Source organism: Lipingzhangella halophila (assembly GCF_014203805.1).
Classification (GTDB): domain Bacteria; phylum Actinomycetota; class Actinomycetes; order Streptosporangiales; family Streptosporangiaceae; genus Lipingzhangella; species Lipingzhangella halophila.
This window is the reverse complement of record NZ_JACHJT010000001.1, coordinates 5,601,358-5,623,432: the sequence shown is the minus strand read 5'-3', so window position 1 is coordinate 5,623,432 and position 22,075 is coordinate 5,601,358. Positions and strand designations below refer to the sequence as shown.

Sequence of the window (22,075 nt, the reverse complement as noted above, 5' to 3'; positions counted from 1 at the left end):
GTCATGCTGAGAGTGAACGCGCTTCACCAGTGGCTTGCGCACGTCTGGCGCTCTGATCGAGGAGACCAGACCACCGGATACATCCTCATCACCGCCACCGCCGTGACGATCGCCCTCGCCGTCGGAGCGATCTTCTACGACACCATGATCGAAGCGGCCTCCAGCATCGACCTGGGTGTCGACGAGTGAGGCCGCGCCACGCTCCCGAGCGAGGCAGCACCGACCTCGTCCTGGTTCTGCCACTCGCCATGACCATGGTCATGGTCCTCGTGCAACTGGCCATGTGGGCCCACGCCCAACACCGCGCCCAAGCCATGGCCGAGCAGGTGCTGGCCGCCACACGCGCCGCCGACGCGAGCACCGCCACAGGCGAGGCCCGCGCCAGCGAGGTCACCGAAGATTTGGGTGGACGCCTGCTGCGCGGCACCGACGTGAGCGTCACCCGCACCACTGCCACCGCCACCGTCCAGGTCCGCGCCTTCATCCGCGGCCCCGTACCCGGCTGGGAACCACCCGTACACGCCGAGCTCAGCGCCCCGGTCGAGCGCGCCGGCGTGCGGGAGAGTCCATGACGGGCGTGCGCCGCGACCGCGGCGCCGCCCCCGTTGAGCTGGTCATGATCGCCCCCAGTGTGATGGTGGTGGCGCTGGTGATGGTCTTTGCCGCACGCCAAGTCTCAGCGCAGATGAGTGTGGACGCGGTCGCCCATGCCGCGGCGCGCAGCGCCACCCTGCACACCGACGAGGCCAGCGCCCAGGCTGCTGCCAGCGACACCGTTGAGGACAGCCTCGCCGGCCACGGCCTGGCCTGCGTGGACGTCGACCTGGCATTGCAGCTGGAGGGCCTGCGGCCCGGATCAACGGTTACCGCCACCCTCACCTGCACCACCGACACCTCCGACCTAGCGGTGGTCGGCCCTTCTCGCCACATACGCGGCAGCGCCACCGCCATCATCGACCGGTACCGAGGCCACCCATGACCCATCCCCGCGACGAGCGTGGACACGTCTCGGCGTTCATGACCGCCATCATGACGGCCGTGATCGCGGCAATGGGACTGGTGTGGGACGCCGGAGGCATGCTGATCCAACGCGGCCAGGCCAGCAGCATTGCCCACGAGGCCGCCCGTGCCGGAGCAAACGAGATTGACCTGGCCCATTTTCGCTCAACGGGACAGCGCCGCCTCGATGAGACCGCGGCAGCCCAGGCCGCGCGCGCCCACCTGCGCACTTCCCAGGCTAGTGGGCAGGTTGAGGTCACCACCGAAGCAATCACCGTGACCGCGCGCCGCCCCTACTCCTCGGTGCTGCTCCCAGTGGGCACCCGGATGGCCGAGGCCCGTTCCACCGCCGCGGCCCGCGCTCCTTGACCGATAGGCAGAGTCGAGCTACCAGTGCGCACTCACCCGACACCGCGCCCGTGTCGCGGCCCTGGGCCCACCTCCACCGCGGCCACAGACAGGGCGCCCGAGACGAAGGACGCTGATGGGCAACCCGCGCGCCGCCATCGCCGCACTCGCCACCCTCGCATTCATCCTGGCCGCGCCATTGGTGCTGCTCAGCTTGGGATGGCCGCTCGCCCAGGCCGATGTGTCCTCCTCCTACTTGTGGGCATCGCTGCGCAGCGCCACTGTGCCCCCACCGGTACTGGCCGCCGCCGTCATCGCCGTCGCGTGGGCGGCCTGGGCCGTGTTCACTGCGCTCGTCGCCCTCGACGTGGTGGCCCTGCTGCGTGGCCGTCTGCCCCGTCTCTCGCCACTGCGGCTCCTGGCCATCACCACGCTCGGCGGGGGATTGGCCAGCACCGCAAGCGCCGCACCTACTGAGGCGCCTCCAACGGCCCCACCCGTGGCCGAAGCACCCATCTCCCACGAGCACATACACACCGCAGCCGGCCCCACCGACACCAGCACCGATCCCGCCCCAGTCGAACGCACCCGCGTGCTCTCGGGATTCAGCCTGGACTCCAGCGAGATCACCCCGACAATGCGCGAGAGCCTGGACGACACGCGCGCCATCATCGAGACCTACGGCGCCGCCGAGACCATCGAGATCACTGGTCACACCGACACCAGCGGCACCCCTGAGCGCAACCGCGCGCTCTCCCACAAGCGTGCCGAAACCGTCGCGCAGTACCTACAGAATCACCTCCCAACTGCCGACATCACCGCACGCGGCGTGGCCGATGAGCATCCCCGCACCGACAGCGACGACCTCGGCGCCCCAGCAGAGCGCCGTGTTGAGATCACCTACACCCTGGCGCCGCCGCAGCCCCCCACCGCCGATACCCCACCCCAGCAGGCGCCCACACAAGAGACGCCTCCCAGCACCTCCGACGATGAATCCGACAGCGAGCCCAGTGCGCCACAGCAGGACACCGCTGCCGGCGAAAACGGAATCGACCCGCTGTCCGGCCTGGCGGCCCTGACCGCGGCTGGCGGCGCAGGGGTGGGCGCGGGATGGTGGCTCGGCCGGCGCCGCGCCCCAACGCCCACGCCACCCCCCTCAACCGCGCCGGACACGCCAGCCAGCGACGAGGCTGCGGTGACCACCACCGGCGAGACCACCACTGGCGACGCCCCCCACACTGATGCCGGTGTCATCGACTCTCAGGCGCGCGTGCTCCTGGCAACACAGCAGGGCGAGCCCGTGCGTGTCGCCGCCGATGAGGGCCTGGCCATCACCGGGACCTATACTTCCTCAGTCATTGCCGCGCTCACCGTGGCGGCCCTCCACGGACACACCAGTGTGCTCACCACCCACGAGGTGGCCACCCACCTCGGTCTTGATGACCACAGCTGGCATCCGCGGCTGACCCTTGCTTCTGACACCACCGACGCGGTCATCCGCGCCGAGGCCCTGATGGTGGCCGCGGCACGCCAACGCCTCGAAAACGAGCACGACGTACCGGCCGCCCCTACGAACTGGACGTTGCTCATCGTGGGCAGCCCCTCGGCGCAGCTAAGTGAGCGTCTCGCGATGCTGGCTCAGCGCGGGCCCGAGTCCGGCATCATCGTCGTGATCGCCGGGGCATGGCCACGTGCGCGCCCCATCACCTGCGAGCGCCTCGACACCCTCGAGATCGACCTTGGTCCTGATGCAGGAGCGCAGCGCCTCGTGGGACTCCACGTCAACGCGCTCACACCCACACAGGTCGCCGAGGAGTTGGTCGCGCACGCCCGCAGCGTCGACGGCGAAGAAGAGCGCGCGAACCCCACCACGGCCACCGAGGACTCCGAGCCCGCCGAGGACGACCACGCACCGCCCGACACCGCCTGCGAGCCCGCGTCCACCGCTCATTCCCCCGCCACACCCAGGTGCGATCCCGCACCTGCCAGCAGCGAGAACGCCCGCGTACACCTGCGGCTTTTTGCGCCGAACCTCGAAATCGAGGTCGACGGCCGCGCCCTGACCACGGGGCTGCGCACCCGCGGCCGCCACCTCCTTGCCCTGGTGGCGCTCCGCCCGGACGGCGTCAGTAGCGAGGACGTCAGCCATCTCCTGAGTCCGGACGCCGACACGGAACACGCCAAAAACCTGCGCAACACCGCGATCTCCGCACTACGCGCCGTCATCCGCGACATGCTCGACGATCCCCAGGCCAAGGTGGTCATCCACACCGCTGGGCGCTACTACCTCGACAGCGACCTCGTCACCGCGGACGTCCTCGCCTTCGACGAGGAACTTTCCCGCGCCCGCGCCACACAACCGCCACAACGCCACGACCACCTCGCCGCGGCAGTGCGCCTGCACCACAGTCCTCTGCTCGCCGAACTCACCGAGCCCTGGGTGGAGCCCGAACGACAGAACCGATCACGAGCCGTCGCTGATGCCTGCGTTGAGCTGGCCCACGCCGCCACCGCACCCACCGACGCCCTGAACTGGCTGGAACGCGCACGCACCGTCGACGAGTACAACGAAGTGATCTACCAGGAAATCATGCGATTGCAACGCCAGCAGAACCGCCCTGACGCGGCGCGGCGCACCTACGAACAACTCGTTACGCGCCTGACGGTCATCGACGCTGAGCCGAGCATCACAACGACGCAGCTCCTGGCTGAATTAACAGCGGTGGAGCCACCAGAGAAGAAACCAATTCCTCTGAAACCGCGCCACAGCAGCCCTCGCTAACAATTAAGTGGACCCCTCCAGCGGGTGGTCCAGTGAGGGCTCCATTAGGGGGTCCACCTAGGACTGGAGGGGGTAACACCGACGGGCCCCCAGGGCATGGCCCCGGTCCCCCCTCCAGCGCCTCTCCCGACTCGCCACCACAGGTGGCGTAGGAACCGTATGAACGGGGCGGGAACATCGGCCAGTGACCCCTCAAGTACCGGCATCGCTATGTTTCCGGATCTCACCCGGTCGTCTAAAACAAACCACATCCCAGTATCTCCAACACTCAGAACCATCATTATGTGATCACCAAAATAGGAACAGATTATTTTCTTCATGATCACCTAAATGGGAATAGTTTGTGTCTGAGTGCGTGCGCGCTTATAGCTCTGCGGCCCGTTGTTTGTCAACGGTTCATCGGGCGCGTTTTTCCAGCCCGAACACCCATTCGAGAAAATCAATCGAAAAAATCCCCCGAAGCCCGTTGACGCCCCGGGCGGAGGCGAGGTGTGGTGGTCGCACAACAACGGAAAAACGGAAAACGGAAACCGCAAAGAAAGGGGGTTGACACGAACTACGGGCCCAAGTTGCCCTAGGTGGTGAAACGGGGAAACCCGCCAAATCCAAAAAGTTCGACAGCGCGCCTGACGCGCGCCAACGATCAAACGTCAGGTCATTATATGACCTCACGGGCCCGCCAATGACAGCCGGCCTGGGAACGCCTAATCCGAAAAATAGCGCAGGTGAGCCATGCCTAAATTAGCGCCATTTCTAGCGTGAGGCATCGCGACCCTGGCACGGGCAACGCCCATAACTCCCGGCCATGTCATACGCGGAAACGCCCCTGATCCTTGATAACTCAATAGTGGGCGGCCAGACGGTAGGCACGAATGTGTTCAATGGCTTATGAAATGCGAAAACTGGCAGCGCCCTGTGCGCTAAACAGCCCTGGCTGAGTCATTATGCGAGGACACCTATGCCTACCGTTCTAAAAAGAGGGGCGCGCTGCGACCTGCGCGACCGCTGGCCAGCGCGCCCCTACCACCCGCATCATCAACCCGAATGAGGCACCACTATGCAGGTACGTCACACAATCGACGCGACCGCTGTGCGCGAGCTCGGAAAGATCCTCGATGAGCTCACGTATGGAATCTATACCGTATCGGTGACTAAAAACCATCGGCGTAATCGACGAAATAGGAACAACCGGTGCGCACGCCCAGTGAGCCCAGGAATCCATGCCAGCGCTGACACCTATACCTACACCATCACAAATCTGATGAAGCCACGTGGCCAACAGAAACGAACGTTCACGGGACACAACGCCGCTCTCGACGCGATGTCCTACATTTTGGGGCTGATCGCTGGCAAACGAGAACTCTGCCCTGCAACCGCAACACGTGTGCGCTACTGGGACGAGGCCGTGCGCCAGCAACTACGCCAAAATTCCGCGCACTACGCCGACGACGCCTGGTACAGCGCCACTGGCCGTCACGAGATGTGCGTGTGATCCCCCTACTGCGATTCACACCGCGATCCTGCGCCCACCGAACTTTCCACGCAGGCCAGTCTCGCGAGCCGACTATTTGCGACTTTCAATGAACTTCGCAATGCCATAAGAGCAGTATCTCACCTTGGAGTTCATTATGTCTACGCATAGACGCGACGTTTTGATGAGTCTCAAACAAGGCGAACAGGCCGCACTTGAGGTACGCACCTGGCGCGATACCTACCTTTCTGACGTCCCGAAACATAGTCACGATCCCACATATGTCTACACCGAGGCCACTGCGATGCTCGATGTCATCGAAGCTGCGGTGATGACAATGGCAGATGTCGCATGTGCTATGGCGGATGATGTCGACGAGGAAGTCTGGGGAACGCTGGCCGAAGAGCTCTGCTCCGCCCAGGCTGCTCTCGAAGTACTTCTGGAGGACACACTGAGGTTACGCTGCCTCCGACTGCATCCTTCTATCGCTACATCCCCGGTCCTAGCGGTGCGTGCCTGGGCCGCCGTTGTCGTAGACGAAGGGGCAGGAGAGCTACCCGCCTCCACCCTGCACCTAGCCACGATTCTCAGTGACATTGTCTCGGTCGTTGACCACGCCTCCCGCCCTGAGTCCGACGGGCGCGACCTGTTTCAGGTGCAGTTGTTCGATATTGCTCGCTTGCTTGACACCGCTGCCCGTACTCAGGTGGTCCGGTGCGACGACGACGCTCTCGTGCCCGTGCTTGTCGGTGCGACCTGTTGCGAGGCTGCGCTATGCCTCCGCACTGACGGAGTGGAAGACATCTTCCTGTGCATTCCGGCCTCGACGGACGAGCAAATCGGCCAGGGGATCCGAATGCGACTGTGCCCTCAACACCAGCGCACGCACCTGACCTGACCGCGCCGCCCACGACCGCTGATGGGCCACCTCTGATACTTCCAATGCGTGTGCGCATGGCGATCCTCGACCGCGGTGATTCCGCTGGGAGCGAGGAATGTCGGGTGTTGGTCAATGAGGCCGGGCGAGGAATCGCTCCCGAGCGAAGGGCCGGCGCGACCTTGTTCCCGAGAAGGTGCGTCGTGGGCGAAATAGTGAGCTGAGGACAGATCGCCTTTCTCTATTTATCGATCGAGTAATCAGTAATTTGATCGAGGTGTAAAAACCAAAAGAAAGTTGGAGAGTCATGAAAGGCGCGCGCCGCACCCGAATTTCCGCCGTCCGTCGAGCGATTGAGCCTTACGCTTGCGCGCTCCGTCCACACGACCTGGACTGCGACTTCTACCGCCTTGGCTCTGCGCTTACCACTGCGCTCTTCCTGGAGGAGGGGAATTACGACGGCCATCCCAACCGGGTTCGCAACCTGAATGACGCCGCAAACTTGCTTGATGAGATTTCCGCGAAAGTGCCCACCGACGTTGGTGCCAACATGGCTACCTTGGCCGATCTGTTGCGCGAGGAATCCTCGCCTCCGAGAGCAAAAAAACTTCCTTAGAACGAAGGGAGAAATGTCCAATGAGTAATCCAGAGACCCACGCCACAAGAAATCCACATGACCTCGTTGGTTCTAATGTCCGCGTGCGTCCATATTATAACGTTCCCAAATCACGAACGTTCATGGAGTCTGTGCGTTCGTGGTGGACTACTGAGGCACGCGTTGTCTCGGTCATGAATGAAATGGTGGTCGTTCGTTACCGAGAACGAGGTCCGTGGGAGTCTGAGGCCGCCTACTTTCCGAGGGAACTGCATCTCCAGCTATGCAGGTGCAATGCGTGCCACGGAGAGGGGATCGATGTGACGCACGGACCTTGACCGATTACCCGCTCCTGTATTCCCAATCCGGCTATTATGCGACGTTCCTGTCGCTGCACCCGAGCTGTGTGCGCACCGGGTTATCCGACGTGCAGCCCCACGTCTACCCGGAATACTCGCCTCCCCGTTTTAACCCGAGGTGCACTCACCCTCCTTTGCTCGACGTGAGTGCACCTCCGATACCTGCGGAACTCAAGAAAGGATTTTCACGAATGAGTAGGAAGAGCGGAGACGCTGCGAGAAACCGCGCCGCGATCGTTGATTACCTCCGGGCACTGCCCGAAGAGGGCTCAGTTGTGTCCGCGATAGCTGAGCATCTCGCCATGGGACACTCCACGGTCGCCAAGCACCTCGCAGTCCTCGAGGCGGACGGAGCGGTGTGTCGCCATTCACCTGCGAACCGCACAGGAGCACGCCGAGAGCCCGATATCTGGCACGCGACCGAGACGACCGCTGCACCTCACACCACTCATGAGGCGACCACCTCCTCCGAGGACGCACGCTCAGAGCCTTCCCCGGAACCATCCGGTACAGCGACGCCGAGTGAGGACAACGACGCCGGAGCGAGCACGCCTCACGCGCACCCGACCGGCAGTGACTCCACCGATGAAACCGGGCCTCCCGCGTCCCAGGCACCACCGTCCGCTCAAGTCCAGCAGCCCACCGACCAGGAACCCACAACCGAAGACGCCGCAGAGCCGGCCCTCAAGGCCCCCAACGTTGGCGCGATTTCCCATAACCAATCCGGAGTCCGTCGGGCAGCTCCCGGCGAGCTTCGCGCCATGGTGGCCGAGCATCTGCGTGACCACCCCACGACGTCATTCACTGCCGGCGAGATCTCGAACGTTCTGACACGCAGCGCAGGCGCCATCCAAAACGCGCTAGAACGACTCACGGCCAATGGCGAGGCTGAGCGGACCTGCGAAGCTCCCCGCAGATACAAGATCGCCCGCCCCACCGATGAATAACAGGTTTCCACACGATGATCCTCGTCGACCGCGGTGCGGAAATTCTTTCCGATGGCCTGTGCGCAGGCTTAAAACCCGTGCTTTCGGATAACTCAGAGAAAGGAATAAGGATGGATTTTGTGTCCGGCGACGGATACCCCGAGGACGTCCAGATTCGGGCGGAGACCGTGCGACTCAACGAGTGTCTGGCCGGCCTCGATGAGCATGGAAACGTGCGCGTCTTGGTGGTGGTCGCCAAACAGCGCAAAGCCACCGACCCCATTTTCTACAGAGTAGCGGTAGTCGACCAGTTCGCCACCTTGCGGGCTACGCGTGGCGCCCGCCTCCTCTCGATGCCTCCGACCTCATCTGGGCTTGACTAAACAAGATCGTTTCGTTCACGAAAAGCAGATATGCCATCCGATCTGCGCATTTAATGGAGGAATTTGCCATGACCGAGACCGACCTGGAGCAGGCCCTTCTTTACCTTGCCCGTGATGTTGACGAGCTCTCGTGCGCATTGGAGGAGGTCACTGGCGACGAGGCTGCGTATGTGGCTGACGCACGCAGCTTTTCCGAGTCCGGGGTCCTCACTAACGACGCCGGGATGGTCGTTCGTACCGAGAACGCCGAGTTCCAAGTCACCATCGTCCGCTCCCGCTAGAACTGCGGTCAGGCACCTCACCACACGAGGCGCCCCGGGCTAAGGACCGTATAGACACCCGCGCCCCACTGCACTGCGCATTCCACCTCGCCAAGGGGCGCGGGCCCATAAGAAAAACAACCTGCAAGGAGTCTTGCGTGAACACCAATATGCCCGAGGAGAACACGATCGAGGTGGCCACCGATCAAGTGCGCGCATTGCGCACAGCAGGACCGGGCAGCCTCCTCGTCTGGCACGAGCCGACCGACCGCGTTCTCCTCACCGAGCCTGGCACAATCCCCGACGAAAACATGATGATCATCGCCGGGCACAGCCTAAGGGACCTGACCGAGGCTATGCCGCACGGCGACGTGGAACGAGCCATCCACCTCAACGGTTTGGCCCGAGTGTGGCGCGTCGAGTGGCCAACGATCAAACTAATGACACCCACCATGGTGCCAATTCGCCGCGCACTGGCCGCACGAGGTATCTATGTGGACAATGCACCCGCCGTTCGCTACAGCAAGCTCTTAAGACGCCGATGGCTCACCGATGAATACGCCCCCAACGAGTTCCCTCGAGTCACGGTCCGAGTCATGATCACTCACGACCATGAGGAACTTGCCCGCGCATGCCCTAACGACGCGCTCGCTGACATTCAAATCCTCGTGGGAAAGCAATTAATGGAGCGGTTCGCCATCGAGGTTGACACGCTCGGTCCCGATGTCGCAGCTGAGGTGATGGCGGTAGCCACCCAGACTGTGCTCAAGCACATGGCATCCGCATAGCCCACGGTCGCAGGCCACCCTCAAGACTGCATCCCACCGTGCTGCGGTACCCGAAAAGGCGAATTCAGTGCCGAACACGGAGCTTGGCTCCCTGCCAGGTGCTGGTTGAACCATTATCGGCAGCATCTGCACGTCGCATTTCTCCTGCGCATTCCACCTCGCCGGGATAAGTGCGGCACCGAGACAAGAGATCCTTAGGAGCTCGAAGTGAATTACGTACATCCCATTGTGGTGACGGCGGACCACGTGCGCGCCTTGCGTGACGCCGGATCGTGCAGCCTTCTTATTTGGCATGACCGCACCGACCGCGTATTGGTGACCGAGCCAGGCCACATCCCAGGCGTGAACGAAATGATCATCGCGGGATCCGATTCCCTGCCGGATATGATTGAAACAATAGAAGAGTGTGGGGAGGTCGCGGACGACGCTCGATTGGCTGAAGATCTCAGTTCTATCGCGGGTGATTGGAAATTTGAATGGCCCGACACTAGTATGGCCACTTCTTTTGCAAAGGGAATTCGCTGTGCGTTGGGCCTTCGGTCTATCTATGTATCCTGCGATCCAAGTCCGCGCGGCAAGAGGCTGTTTGTTGATACATACAAGAAGTTGGGGTACCCACGCTTTTTGGTGAAAATCAAGTTTCATCTGGATGGCACTGGAGGGGTTATTCCAGTTGTGGTAGAAATTCTCTCAAATCATGGATTGGAGGTGTTGTCGCTAAGTTTTCGTGTTTTCGCGCGAGATTTGTTTCTAAAGTTGCCCACATTTGCGATTGCGGCCGCAGTAGACGAGGCGCTTTCGGGAACCCAAGATTTTCACTCAGGGATCGACGGTGAGATGTGACCCATTGCGGCGTCTCAATAGACGTGCCGAAGCAAAGGTCTACTCACATGACTGTCGAGAAGCGCGATGCGATATGGGCACCTCACGTGCTTGGGCTCGCTTGGACCAGCACGGAACAGGAGACCACCGAGCGAGCGGACGCCCGGCGCATGGTCTTGCGCCTGGCCAATCGCCACCAATGCCAAGGACTGAGATGCGTGAGCGAGCACGTCTGCGGCTGCGGTAGCTCGTGTGAGCCATGGGCGCACTGGCGTGACCGCGCCGATGCACAGATGGTGCTCGCCATGCTCGGACTTGAGTAGAGGCGCACGCGACTAATGCCTTGACCTCGGAAACGACTAAGCGCCGTCAAGTCGCTGAGAACGGAACTCGATCTTCCGGCCCGAGCGCCAACTGGTCAGTCAGGTCCGGAATGTAGACGCCCCGCGCCCATCCTGCGCATTCCACCTCGCCGGGGTGGGCGCGGGGCCCGCAACAACCCTTAGGAGTCGTGCTGTGAACACCAGTATGCCTGATGCCCATCCCAAAGTCGTAGAGAGGCAGGTGCAGGCGCTTCGCGAGGCCGGACCGGGCAGCCTGCTCGTCTGGCACGAGCCCACCGACCGCGTCTCGGTTGTCGCCGCGGGCACAGTCCCAGACAGCGAGACGATGATCATCGCCGGTCATCGAGCCGTCGCGCAGCTGAACTCGTTCACCGAAACCACAACCAGAACCTTCGACCAGCAGACACGTGACGCCCAACTCGCCGCGACGTTGAGCCGCACCGCCCGTGACACACGAAGAGAATGGCCTGAGATTAAGGCGATGACGCCGTCCATCGTGGAGCCCCGTCGCGAGTTGGCCGCGCAGGGACTCACAGTGGCGGAACCTCCGGCGGTGAGCGAGCGCTCAAGGCGCACCCTGATCACCGACGAGTACGCCAGCAGCGACACATCGTCACGGCTCAGGTTGACCCTCACGGTAGCTCGCGCCCACGAGGCCCCGGCTGAAATCGCGGTGGTCAGCACACCGCACCGACAGCCGGTGTGGGCCCTGTCAGTGGATGTCGACGCTCACCACCCGCGGCCCAGCGCGACTGTGATCGCCGCAGCGGCTCGCGCGGCCCTCACCACCATGTCGGAGGCGATTGCCGCACCGTAAGCCGCACATGGGCGCCGTCACAACAGCATCGAGGTAAATCCAAGCGATGACCTGCTGGCGCCTCGATCTGGCACGAAACCGCCCGCGCCCACCCCTAGTACTATAGGCGTAGATTGGGCCTGTGGCCTGCGGTGACTCTGGACTTGGGACGGCCGCTGTCGGCGTGCAGCGCCAGTGCACCGGCACGGCCGTGCGAATCAAGAACTCCCAGGTCGCCGTCTACCTCGGCTACGCCGGCGCGCGGGAACGCGGCGGTGGACCGGGAGCTGCACCCGGACACGTGGACGGGCTACCGGTTCGGCCACGGGTTGACCGTGCTGGACTTTCAGGTCGGCGGCTACCGGGTGCGGGTTAGCCGGGGCCTTGACCGCATGCTCGCTGCAGCCCCGACCTGACCTACACCAGCTATTATTATTCCATCCCCTGGAAAGGCCCCCATATGGCCCAAGAGAACGACGCGTCCGCCCCCGAGCAGGCTCTCGACGACAGCGCCCCGGGACAGGACGCGGAGGAGACCGAACCCGACTTCGAGGAGATCGGGGAACTCGGCGGGGACATCATCAACGACGCTGCCGAACACGGTGATGTTGGCAGCGTGGTCAACGCCAGCTCCGCCTTCACCAGCTTCCCAGGCATCTACCGGGCCAACGGGCTGTCCTCGCTGATCAGCTCGATGAACTCGTTCGGGGACATCCTTAACCAGACGACCTCCGCTCAGCGCTTCGCGGCGAACTTGGCGAAGCAGACCACGCGCCTGGAGTCATTCCGGACGCTCCAGACATCGCTAATGGGGTCGGTCAACTCGGCGAGGTTGGCCCAGAGCTTCTTCCCGCCGGTCTCGCAGACGCTCTTCGACTCCCTCACCGGAGCGAACGAATTCGCAGCGTCGATGTCAGCCCTCAACCGACGAATCTACTGGTCGGAGTTCTTCCGGAACATCCCTGACTTCCGGAACATCCTCCTTCCCGACAACCTGCTCGACATCGACGATGACGACCGTCTCGATGAGGTGTTCCGCATCGTCAACGAGGATGGCATGTCGCTGGCGTGGGCACCCCGCGCCGAGATCGTGGTGGAACTCCTCGACGCCGCGGACAGGGACGCACGGGACCGTATCCTCGAGAACCGCACACTCGACATCATTTAGGACGTCCAGAAGTCGCTTCCCCACATTGTGCACCCGCGCATGGTGCGTATGCGGGAACTCCTCGAAGAAGCATGCTGGGTGGGCAGCCGGGAGAAGTGCAACGCGCTTCAGGCGCTGGCGACGAACGTGTTCGACTCGGTGATGAACCGGATGATCACAGAACACCTCGGCATGGGCAAAAGGGAGGCGCGGCAGCACTTCAAGCAGTGCGACGTTGCCGACCTGGACGACGCCGAGCTGGGGCAGCTCCGACTCCTACTCATCGGGGGCGGCGTCGAAACTGCGTTCCGCCAGGAGCCGGACGACGGCAGCGTGTGGCCCAGCTATAACCGCAACGAGTCGAGCCACCGCATCGCGGAGGTGTCGAAGCCGGCGCATGCGGTGCGGGCTCTGCTGTTGGCGCAGGCGCTGGTCCGGTGGTTCAGTGTGCAGCTCCAGGCGGAGGAGGAGAGCTGAGTTGGGGGAAGTGACGGCTGGGGAGAGGATGTGCGCGCGCGTGACGGCCGCGTTCGTCGAGGACGAGGCCTCGGTGGGTCTCGAGCGCCGCGTTGCCATGTGGCCCCGTGTGGTCGCTGAGACCCCCAACATCTCCGACGGCGCCGCACTAGCCGGGTGGGACGCTGAGGCTTTTTCATCCTGATGGTGCTGGTCACGGCCTGGTGTCGGTCTCCTGATCCGGCTCACGCAGCAAAGAGGCTCCTGGTAGAGGGGTTTTCGACCAAGAAGACCCACTCCCGCCAGGAGCCCTGTTGCTGTTCTACCGTGCTGCGCTGCCGCTGTCACGTCGTTCCCTGACCTACACGCCCGGATCATCCGCGAGTACCGCCGGGAGATCGGCTCGACGTGGCGGCTGCTCGGCCCTTCCCGCCAGGCCCTGCTCGTGCTGGTCCACCTGCGCAAAGGCGAGACCTTCGCTGAACTGGCGGCCGCCTTCGCGGTGGGCACCGCCACCGCGTGGCGCTATGTGCGCGAGACCACCGGCCTGCTCGCCCGGCGCACCCGCAGCCTGGAGGCCGCCCTGCGCCGCGTCCGGCGTGCCGGGTGGGCCTTCGTCGTGCTGGACGGCACCCTCATCCCGATCGACCGCGTGGCCGCCGATCGGCCGTTCTACTCGGGCAAGCACAAGCGCCACGTGATGAACGTGCAGGTCGTGGCCGCGCCGGACGGGGCTCCGCTGTGGGTGTCGGGTTCGCTGCCCGGGGCGGTACACGACCTGACCGCCGCCGGAATCAGCGGCGCGCTGGGCCATATCGAGGCCAGCGGGCTGGTCACCATGGCCGACGAGGGCTACCTCGGCGCAGGCCACGGCGTCGTCACCCCGTTCAAGGGCCGCGACAAGCCGGAGTGGCAGAAGCAGATCAACTCAGAGCACGCCCGCCGGCGTGTTCCGGGCGAGCGGGCCAACGCCGAGCTGAAAAAGTGGCGCATCCTGCGCAAGCTCCGCTGCTGCCCCATGCGCGCAGGTCAGATCGTCCGCGCTGTACTCGTCCTCCACGAACGCGAAACCGGATGACGCTGTCCGGCTGCGGCGACGGCGAAGCCGCCACCACTTCTGGCGCGATCTCGGGCTCACCCGTGACATCCGCGCCGTCCTCCTGGGCTCCGCTCAGCGCGTGCTGCATCAACGCCAATGCCTGGTCCTCGGCATAGGTGTCGAGCTCGGGCGGCTCGGTCTCCCCTTCGTGGGAGGCCTCGACCACCACGTCCCACACGGACTCATAGGCATCCACGGCCAGCTCCTCGGCCGTGGCCGCGAGCTCCGCCTCGGAAGGCGTCGGGGAAGACTCGGTCGAATCCGAGTCCTGCTCCGACGCACCCCCGGCCAGCAAATGCACGGCGAGCACACCGGCAACGCCGCAGATACCCCAACGCGACGAGCCCTCTACCCCTTCAGCCTCTCGCTTCTCTACGGTCCCATCCGGTCGAAGTAGCGAGGCTAGTACGCAGCGTGACCTACACCAAGGGAACCATCAGCTGGCTACCAGGAGAAACACAACTATCGCTCAGAGGTAAGCCCGTCCGGGATTTCCCACCTTTGAGGCGGCCAGGCGATCGAAGAGATCAGGCGAGCGGCCGCCAGTGGGCTACTTGGGGAGGTCAGCCAATTGCGCACTCGGTGATGATCAATGATTGTCAATGGCCGGTAGCTTTTTGCTTTCACGCGCATTCCGTGCCAGGTCGGCGGTGCTTCGGGTGAGCGCAACTGGGGGGTGAGATCAGGGCCCAGGTGTTGTTTCCAGTCGGGCGGTTCCGCATGGACGCGGATCAGTCCTGCGGGGTTAGGTCGTCGACCTCCCACAGGCGGGTGGTGCCGTTGGCGAGTCCTGTGGCGAGCATGGCACTGGCACCGTCCGGGCTGAACGCCAACTTCCTGAAGGTACGTGTGGGGCTTTCCGCCTCGATCGAGGCGGTGACTTCGCCCGTCTCGATATCCCAGAGGTGTGCGGTGCCCTCAATGCTCGCGGTGGCCAGGGTGGAGCCGTCCGGACTGAAGACCGCGGACCAGACCACGTCATCGTGGCCGTCGAACGTGGCGGTCTGCTCCCCAGTGGTGATGTCCCAGAGTCGTGCAGTGTCGTCTTCACTCGCGGTGGCCAGGGTGGAGCCGTCCGGACTGAAGTCCACAGACCAGACCACGTCATCGTGGCCGTCCAATGTGGCGGTCTGCTCACCGGTGGCGAAGTCCCACAGATGCGTCGTGCCGTCGTAGCCGGCGGTGGCGAGTGAAGTGCCGTCGTGGCTGACGGCCAGCGTGAAGATTTCGGCCCCATGTTCGATGGGTGCGGCGGTCTCTTCGCCGGTATCGGTGTCCCAGAACCGGGCGGTGCCGTCGGAGCTGCCCGTGGCGAGGACGCTGCCATCGGGATGGAAGACTACCGAGGTGAGCGCGTGTTCGTGGCCTTCGAGCGTGGTGGTGTGTTCGCCGGTGGCGGTGTCCCACAGACGTGCGGTGTCGTCTTCGCTCGCAGTCGCGAGGGTGGAGCCGTCCGGACTGAAGGCCACGGACCATACACCGGCGTCGTGGCCTTCGAGCGTGGTGGTGTGTTCGCCGGTGGTGGCGTCCCACAGACGTGCGGTGTCGTCTTCGCTCGCAGTCGCGAGGGTGGAGCCGTCCGGACTGAAGGCCACCGAGGTGACCGCGTCGTCGTGTCCCGTGAGGGTTGCGGCCTCCGTCGTCGTCCCATCCCCGGAGTCGGACTCCTGGTTCGGGGGCGAGACCCAAAGGACGAGGCCAAGCGTGAGTGCGGCGGCGGTGGGCGTGGCGAGAACGACGGCGAGGGCCGTGCGTCGCCGGCGGGGTTCTGCCGCCCCGGATGGCGGCCTGGGAGTCAGGGACGGGGCCGTCCTGTCTGCTCCGTCAGCGGCTCCGACGCCGTGCCCGATTGGGAGCGTCCGCTGCGTCTGGTGGTGCGGGGGCGCCGCTGCCGCGGAATCCACGGTGCCCTCAGTTGCGGCCTGTGCCGGTGTCGAGGATGGTGTGGGTTGCGAGGGCGGAGGCGTGGAGGAAGCCCGTGGGGGCGGAAGCGCAGACCACGCGCCGTTCGTGTGGTCGACTTCGTAGCGGGTGAGGATCTCGGCGGGGGTGGGGCGTCGGCTGGGGTCGCGATCCCAGCAGCGGGTAATGAGCGCCATCAGGTCCTCGGGCAGCCCGTCCGGCGGCGCTGCGGGGCCGATGAGGCGGCGAACGGTGGCGGCGGGAGAATCGGCGGCGAAGGGGTTGGTGCCTGTTGCCGCGACGGCGAGCACGGTGCCCAGGGAGAAGAGGTCGGAGGCGGGGTCCACGGATCCGCCTTCGGTCTGCTCGGGCGACATGTAGGGCAGGGTGCCGAGCACCGCGCCCTCGGTGGTCGGCTCGGTGGTGTCCAGCGGGCGGGCAATGCCGAAGTCGATGATGCGCGGCCCGTCATCGGCGAGGATGACATTGCCGGGCTTCAGGTCCCGGTGCACTAGCCCGCATGCGTGGATGGCCTCCAGCCCTTCGGCCAGGCCGGCGGCCAGCCTGCGTACTGTGTCGGCGGCCAGCGGCCCGTGCTCGCGCAAGGTTTGGTGCAGAGTGGGCCCGGGGACGTGCGCCGTGGCGATCCACGGCGGGTCGGCTTCGGGGTCGGCATCCACCACCGGGGCCGTGTGGAATCCGCCCACACGGCGGGCGGCCTCCGCTTCGCGTGCGAACCGGGCACGGAACCCGGCGTCCGAGGCATGCCCGGAGTGGATCACCTTGACGACGACCTGGCGCCCTGCCGGGGTGCGGGCGATGTAGACCCGCCCCATGCCCCCCGCCCCCAGCCTGTGGGTGATCCGATAGCGCCCGACGCGCTCCGGATCGCCGGGCTCTAGCGGGTCCACTCCACCAGCCTTCCACGTCGGAGGGACGTGCATTCCGGACCGACCGTACCGTGGGGTAATTATGCCAGGACTCGCGTAGCAGGGGCACGCCCGTACCACCCCTCGGCGGTCCCGCCCAGCCCCGGCCTGCGAGCGAGGGTCCGGACTGCGGCAGGGTGCGGCGTTCATCGCCAGGGCCCGAAACCCGAGCACGGAGATCGGTTCGCATTCCCGAGGAGGTTCCTCACCGCCAGGGATGCGCTGTGACGGGGTGGTAGGCGCCGGTGACCGAGACGTTGCCGGGACCGTCGGAGTAACCGCCCGGGACTCTGAGAGGTCGGTGTGTTCCTTCTGCCGGACGACCATGCCTCCGGCCGGTCAGAGCTGCGGCGGGTGCGCGATGGCCGGTGCTGCGGGGAGAATCGCTGTCATGTCCCTCCGAAGGCGAACGGTCATCGGTACCGGCATGGTGGCAGCTGTGGCGGCAGGGTCTGTGGTCGCCTGGTCGACGGACACGTTCCCGCCACTGGCATGGGTCCTACTTCTGGTGGCCGGGGTGACAGGCGCGTTCGCCCTCGGCAGCGCGGCCGTCTCGCGATTGACATCCTGGTGCCGCACTAGAGGTGCTGCAGGGCCGGGCGGTGGCGGTGCGGTGTGGCGGCACCGGCTGCTGGCCGGCGCCGCGGTGGTGATGGTCGTCGGTCCTTTGGCTGCGGCGTTGTGGCTGGGCGGAGGGCCGACGACCGCGCAGGGCTGGGAGGCGGCGAGCTGGGTGGCGGGAATTGTGGCCACCATTGCGCTGCTCGTGGGCGTCGTTCGGTGGGTTGGGGCCCACGAGGCACCACCTGGCCGACGCAGTGGGTCCGCCGCCGACGCGGGGCAGGACGGGTCTGCGCCGAGCGTGACCATGTCAGGCGGGGACGTGCCCGAGTCTGGGGTAGAGACGAGCTCGATCGCGTCAGCTCCTTCCGTCGTTCCCGAGGTCGGGAAGCAAGAGGTCCGCCAGTCTGTCTACGCCGACAGCGGCGCGAGCGGGGTGTCCGGTGTGGCGGAGGTTCCCCAGGGACCCCCGGCGCTGGTCGGACGTCATCAGGAGTTCGACCGACTTCTGCGGTCGCTGGCTCCGCAGCAGCCCGACGAGCCTGAAGTGCTGTCGACCTCGCCGCCCGATACTGCGGTGGTCGCCGGGATGGGGGGCATCGGCAAAACCGCGTTGGTGCTGAACGCGGCCGTGGCGGCCCACGGCCGCGGATGGTTCTCCCGAGTGGTGTGGCTGGACCTGCAGAGCCACACCCCCGGTGTCGAGCCGTTGTCGGACGACCAGGCATTGGACACCGCATTGCGTCAGCTCAACGTCCCCGCTTCGGACATTCCGCCGACCACAGAGGAAAAGGCCGCGGCCTATCGAGGGCGGCTCGCCGGGGAGCAGCAGCGACGCGGGGCACCCGTGCTCGTCGTGGCGGACAACGCCGGGTCGGTGGAGCAGGTGGAGGCATTGCGACCGGGCCATGGCGGGAGTCGGCTGGTGGTCATCACCCGCCAATGGCTCCAGCTTCCCGCAGTACACCGCCACGCGGTGAACATCCTGGACTCACAATCGGCCACACGATTGCTGGAACACCAGCTCCGGGAGGCGGATCCGCAGGACTCTCGATCAGCGGATTACGACGGGCTGAGGCAGTTGGCCTCGGCATGCGAGGGCTTGCCCCTGGCACTGACCATCATGGGCGCGGTTCTGGTGAGAGACCCGGGACACGAACCCGCCGAGCTGGCTGCGGAACTTCGCGAACTTGAGGACTCGGCGGAACGGCTCGGCCGATTCGACGACGGCCATCGCGGGCTGGAGGGGGTGTTCGCCACGTCGTTGGACCGATTGGCGGACGCGCAGCGAATGATGTTCGTGCTCCTCGGCCTGTCACCAGGCCGACGCAGCTCGACCACCGCCGTCGTGCTGCTGGCGGGCACACAAGAGCACGAGGTGCGCCCTGTGCTGCTGGATTTGGCGCGCGCTCACCTGGTGCAGCACCGAGCCGCCCGGGATCAGGCGAGTGGAGAGGAGTTCTGGGAGCTGCACGATCTGGTCGCCGACTATGCGCGCAGCCTAGCTGAGGAGGCCCGGCAGAACGACACCGAAGCCGACCAGACCTACCACGCCGCGCAGATCCGGCTCATTGACCACTACACCGCCATGACCGAAGCGGCCGATCGGCACCTACACGCGCAGCCGGGGGACGATGTGTCCGCCGCCTTCGGCGACCGGGAGGAGGCCCTGGCCTGGCTGGACGACCATCGCGAAGCCCTCGTTACCGCAGTGCGTACGGCGGTCGAGATCGACCACACCAAGGCCGCCTGCGACCTCCCCCTGCTGCTCAACCGCTACCTGGACTCCCGCAGGGACTTCGCGGACAACCTCGACCTGAACGCCGTCGCCCACCGACTCTTCACGCAGGCCGACGACCTGCAAGGGCAAGCCACCGCACTGTACAACCTGGGCAATGCCCTTCTGCACTTGCGGCGGTTCGAGCAGGCAGTGTCCCTCCACACCACGGCACTGGAACTGTTCACGAAGCTTGGCCACCAGCACGTTGCAGCCCGGACATGGAATCAGATAGCCACTGCCCTCCGGGCGTTGCGGCGGTTCGAGCAGGCGGTGTCCGCCCACACCGCCGCACTGGAACTGCTGGAGGACCTCCACGACTCCGCCGGGCAAGCCAACGCATTGGACAACCTGGGAATCACCGAGCAGGACCTGCGCAGGTTCGCCTCAGCGATCACTTCGCACACTCTGGCGCTGGATCTGCTGCGTGAGCTAGGGGACCGGCATGCGGAAGCCGGGGCCTGGACCAATCTGGGCACCGCCCTGCAAGGTCGCCGACGCTATGCGGATGCGGTGGAGGCGCATACCCGGGCACGGGATCTGTGGCGTGAGCTAGGCGACCGACATGCCGAGGCCACGGCGTGGACCAACCTGGGCACCGCCCTGGAGGAGCGACGCCGCTACCGGGACTCCCTGGCGGCGCTCACCTGGGCACAGCACTTGTTCCATGAGACGGATGACCGGCACGGAGAGGCCCTGACTTGCACCAACCTGGGTAACACGCTGGTGCGGCTGCGGCGGTTCGACGAAGCCGTGGCGATGCACACCCGGGCACGAGACCTCTTTCGCCACGTGGGGGATCACCACGGCGAGGCACGAGCGTGGATCAACCTGGGAGCCGCGCTTTACAGCATGGGGCGAATAGAGGAGGCCCTCACCGCCGCCGAGCAGGGTCTGGACGGCCTGGAAGCCGCTGGAGACGAGCATTACGCCCGTCGCGTCCGCGGAATTCTCGCCGGCTACAAGATCCGTCTCGCCGTGCGGTGGCACGTGTGGGACCGCTGGCGACGATGAGGTGATCAGCCTTGGAGCTAGAGATGTCCGGTCTTGAGCGCGTGGAGGAAGGTGGTCCACGCTGTGAGGGTGAAGTCGAGGTGGCCGTGGTCGCGGTGGCGTGTGTCGCGAACTACTGAGGTTTTCTTTGGTTGGTTGTAGGGCGGGGGTGGATGGTCAGGCCAGTGTGTGCGAGGAAGGACCAGGCGAGCTGGTCGTCGTTGCAGATGCGGGTGATGCCGGCCCGGGTGGCGTGGGCGGTGTCGGCGAGGTACTCGCCAGCGAGGTTGGCCAGCTCGCACGTCTTCAGGCTGGCCCACAGCATCTCCACGGGGCTGAGCTCAGGGGCGTAGGCGGGCAGGCGTTCCACAATCAGCCAGTCCTGGTCGGTGAGCCAGTCGCGCATGGCGCGGCTGCGGTGGGCGGGTAGGCCGGCCCAGATCAGCACCACGCGCTCGCCGGTGGAGAAGTCTTTGAGGCGGGTGAGCACGTCGATTAGTGCGGCGGTGTCGTAGGTGCCGGGACGCAGGTCGAAGCACAGTCGCGCGCCGTGGTCGGGATCGGCGGCGTGGTAGCCCAAGGCTGCGGCCATGGATGCGCGTTTCCAGTTGCTCCGCCGGTGGCCCAGCACGGGGGTGCGTCCGCGGGGGGCGTAGGTGCGCCGCACCTAGGGTAACAGCGAGATGCCGGATTCGTCGAAGAAGACGACCCCGTGCCCGGTTTTCTACGGCCCCCTTGTGATGCGGGCCACTCGTGGGCCACCCAGTGGGTGGTGGCGGCCTCGTCGCGCTCGGCGGCCCGGCGCACCGAGCGCTGCAGGCTCCACCCCAGCCGAGCGGTCAGCAGCCGCCACACCGAGGCCGCCGACATCTGCACCCCGCACACGCGCTCGACCACGTGGCCCACCCGCCGCACGATCCACAGATCGGAGTCGAAGCCGTGGGCGTGGGCCCTGCTCCAGCGCTAGGCGGACGTGTTCCACCTGGGCCTCGGTGAGCTTGGGCGTTGCCCCGGGGGGCGGGGCGACGGCGCAGCGCGGCCGCCCCGCCCTGCTCCCAGCGCCGCTTCCAGCGGCGCACACTCTCGGCCGACACCCCGAGCCGGCGCGCGATCTCAGCCTGCGAGCAGCCCTGCTCCCACAGCTCAGCAGCACGCATCCGCCGCGCCTCACACGACTGCGGCCGAGTCAACGGTGCCAGAGGCTCAGGAGCGTTTCCGGTACTAGTAGGAAGGGGCATGCCGCGATGCTCACACAATCCCGCACCTCATACCCACAGAACCAAAGAAAACCTCAGTAGGTGGGCACTCCACCGTGCTCCCCCGAGGTGGGCACGGGGTGTGGAAGTACCAATCACCGATTCGACTGGGGAAGCTGGATCGCGATTCGCCCGGAATTGACTATCCGAGAGCGCGACACCTACCCATGGTCACCCTCTACCAGCCCGACTCCTGCATTGAGGT

19 protein-coding genes and 4 pseudogenes are annotated in these 22,075 nt (G+C 65.3%); 18 read left to right on the top strand and 5 right to left on the bottom strand.

Annotated features, from left to right (window positions below; genetic code table 11):
- Nucleotides 1–3: 3 nt before the first annotated feature.
- The 17 genes and pseudogenes from F4561_RS25585 to F4561_RS25505 all read left to right on the top strand — a co-directional run bounded on the left by F4561_RS25585 (nucleotide 4) and on the right by F4561_RS25505 (nucleotide 14,431).
- Nucleotides 4–189 carry a hypothetical protein gene (locus F4561_RS25585; RefSeq protein WP_184582432.1) on the top strand — a complete coding sequence of 62 codons (186 nt, stop codon included), beginning with the start codon at nucleotides 4–6 and terminating at the stop codon, nucleotides 187–189.
- Complete coding sequence (locus F4561_RS25580; protein ID WP_184582430.1) at nucleotides 186–572, top strand: TadE/TadG family type IV pilus assembly protein; 387 nt, start codon at nucleotides 186–188, stop codon at nucleotides 570–572. The genes F4561_RS25585 and F4561_RS25580 overlap by 4 nt, the downstream gene beginning before the upstream one ends.
- Nucleotides 569–979 carry a TadE/TadG family type IV pilus assembly protein gene (locus F4561_RS25575; RefSeq protein WP_184582428.1) on the top strand — a complete coding sequence of 137 codons (411 nt, stop codon included), beginning with the start codon at nucleotides 569–571 and terminating at the stop codon, nucleotides 977–979. Before F4561_RS25580 ends, F4561_RS25575 begins: the two co-directional genes overlap by 4 nt.
- Entirely contained in the window at nucleotides 976–1,368 is a 393-nt protein-coding gene (locus F4561_RS25570) for a pilus assembly protein TadG-related protein (protein ID WP_184582426.1), read from the top strand. Before F4561_RS25575 ends, F4561_RS25570 begins: the two co-directional genes overlap by 4 nt.
- A gap of 115 nt (nucleotides 1,369–1,483) precedes the next feature.
- Entirely contained in the window at nucleotides 1,484–4,129 is a 2,646-nt protein-coding gene (locus F4561_RS25565) for an OmpA family protein (RefSeq protein WP_184582424.1), read from the top strand.
- A gap of 1,057 nt (nucleotides 4,130–5,186) precedes the next feature.
- Nucleotides 5,187–5,621, top strand: coding sequence for a hypothetical protein (locus tag F4561_RS25560; RefSeq protein WP_184582422.1), 435 nt, complete (start codon nucleotides 5,187–5,189; stop codon nucleotides 5,619–5,621).
- Nucleotides 5,622–5,745: 124 nt separating this feature from the next.
- The gene (locus tag F4561_RS25555) at nucleotides 5,746–6,498 is read left to right on the top strand and encodes a hypothetical protein (RefSeq protein ID WP_184582420.1); all 753 of its coding nucleotides are present in this window, start codon (nucleotides 5,746–5,748) and stop codon (nucleotides 6,496–6,498) included.
- A gap of 286 nt (nucleotides 6,499–6,784) precedes the next feature.
- Nucleotides 6,785–7,093: a hypothetical protein gene (locus F4561_RS25550; RefSeq protein ID WP_184582418.1), complete on the top strand. Its 309-nt coding sequence runs from the start codon at nucleotides 6,785–6,787 to the stop codon at nucleotides 7,091–7,093.
- A 1,299-nt stretch (nucleotides 7,094–8,392) separates the two neighbouring features.
- Nucleotides 8,393–8,740, top strand: coding sequence for a hypothetical protein (locus F4561_RS25545; protein WP_184582416.1), 348 nt, complete (start codon nucleotides 8,393–8,395; stop codon nucleotides 8,738–8,740).
- A 68-nt stretch (nucleotides 8,741–8,808) separates the two neighbouring features.
- Nucleotides 8,809–9,021, top strand: a complete 213-nt coding sequence (locus F4561_RS25540) for a hypothetical protein (RefSeq protein ID WP_184582414.1) — start codon at nucleotides 8,809–8,811, stop codon at nucleotides 9,019–9,021.
- A gap of 137 nt (nucleotides 9,022–9,158) precedes the next feature.
- On the top strand, nucleotides 9,159–9,788 hold the full coding sequence (locus tag F4561_RS25535; protein WP_184582412.1) for a hypothetical protein: 630 nt from the start codon (nucleotides 9,159–9,161) through the stop codon (nucleotides 9,786–9,788).
- A 207-nt stretch (nucleotides 9,789–9,995) separates the two neighbouring features.
- The gene (locus tag F4561_RS25530; protein WP_184582410.1) at nucleotides 9,996–10,631 is read left to right on the top strand and encodes a hypothetical protein; all 636 of its coding nucleotides are present in this window, start codon (nucleotides 9,996–9,998) and stop codon (nucleotides 10,629–10,631) included.
- A gap of 495 nt (nucleotides 10,632–11,126) precedes the next feature.
- Entirely contained in the window at nucleotides 11,127–11,771 is a 645-nt protein-coding gene (locus F4561_RS25525) for a hypothetical protein (protein WP_184582408.1), read from the top strand.
- 130 nt (nucleotides 11,772–11,901) lie between these two features.
- Nucleotides 11,902–12,058: pseudogene (locus tag F4561_RS25520) on the top strand (IS701 family transposase); the annotation flags it as partial.
- A 152-nt stretch (nucleotides 12,059–12,210) separates the two neighbouring features.
- Nucleotides 12,211–12,918: a hypothetical protein gene (locus F4561_RS25515; RefSeq protein WP_184582406.1), complete on the top strand. Its 708-nt coding sequence runs from the start codon at nucleotides 12,211–12,213 to the stop codon at nucleotides 12,916–12,918.
- Between the two features lie 39 nt (nucleotides 12,919–12,957).
- Nucleotides 12,958–13,374, top strand: coding sequence for a hypothetical protein (locus tag F4561_RS25510; RefSeq protein WP_184582404.1), 417 nt, complete (start codon nucleotides 12,958–12,960; stop codon nucleotides 13,372–13,374).
- A gap of 293 nt (nucleotides 13,375–13,667) precedes the next feature.
- Nucleotides 13,668–14,431 (top strand): annotated as a pseudogene (locus F4561_RS25505) (transposase).
- A gap of 752 nt (nucleotides 14,432–15,183) precedes the next feature.
- On the opposite strand, the gene F4561_RS25500 reads toward F4561_RS25505, so the two are convergent.
- On the bottom strand, nucleotides 15,184–17,265 hold the full coding sequence (locus tag F4561_RS25500) for a WD40 repeat domain-containing serine/threonine protein kinase (protein WP_184582402.1): 2,082 nt from the start codon (nucleotides 17,263–17,265) through the stop codon (nucleotides 15,184–15,186).
- Between the two features lie 901 nt (nucleotides 17,266–18,166).
- On the opposite strand from F4561_RS25500, the gene F4561_RS25495 reads away from it, so the two are divergent.
- Nucleotides 18,167–20,635 (top strand): tetratricopeptide repeat protein, encoded by a 2,469-nt coding sequence (locus tag F4561_RS25495; protein WP_184582400.1) that lies wholly within the window; start codon nucleotides 18,167–18,169, stop codon nucleotides 20,633–20,635.
- Between the two features lie 17 nt (nucleotides 20,636–20,652).
- Here F4561_RS25495 and F4561_RS34080 read toward each other — a convergent pair whose 3' ends face one another.
- The 4 genes and pseudogenes from F4561_RS34080 to F4561_RS34070 all read right to left on the bottom strand — a co-directional run.
- Entirely contained in the window at nucleotides 20,653–20,820 is a 168-nt protein-coding gene (locus F4561_RS34080) for a DUF397 domain-containing protein (protein ID WP_376773706.1), read from the bottom strand.
- A complete protein-coding gene (locus tag F4561_RS25490) occupies nucleotides 20,748–21,281 on the bottom strand; it encodes a transposase (protein ID WP_184582398.1) in 534 nt (177 codons plus the stop codon). Before F4561_RS25490 ends, F4561_RS34080 begins: the two co-directional genes overlap by 73 nt.
- A 101-nt stretch (nucleotides 21,282–21,382) precedes the next feature.
- A pseudogene (locus tag F4561_RS34075) lies at nucleotides 21,383–21,529 on the bottom strand (winged helix-turn-helix domain-containing protein); the annotation flags it as partial.
- Between the two features lie 104 nt (nucleotides 21,530–21,633).
- Nucleotides 21,634–21,771, bottom strand: a pseudogene (locus tag F4561_RS34070) (helix-turn-helix domain-containing protein); the annotation flags it as partial.
- Nucleotides 21,772–22,075 lie beyond the last annotated feature (304 nt).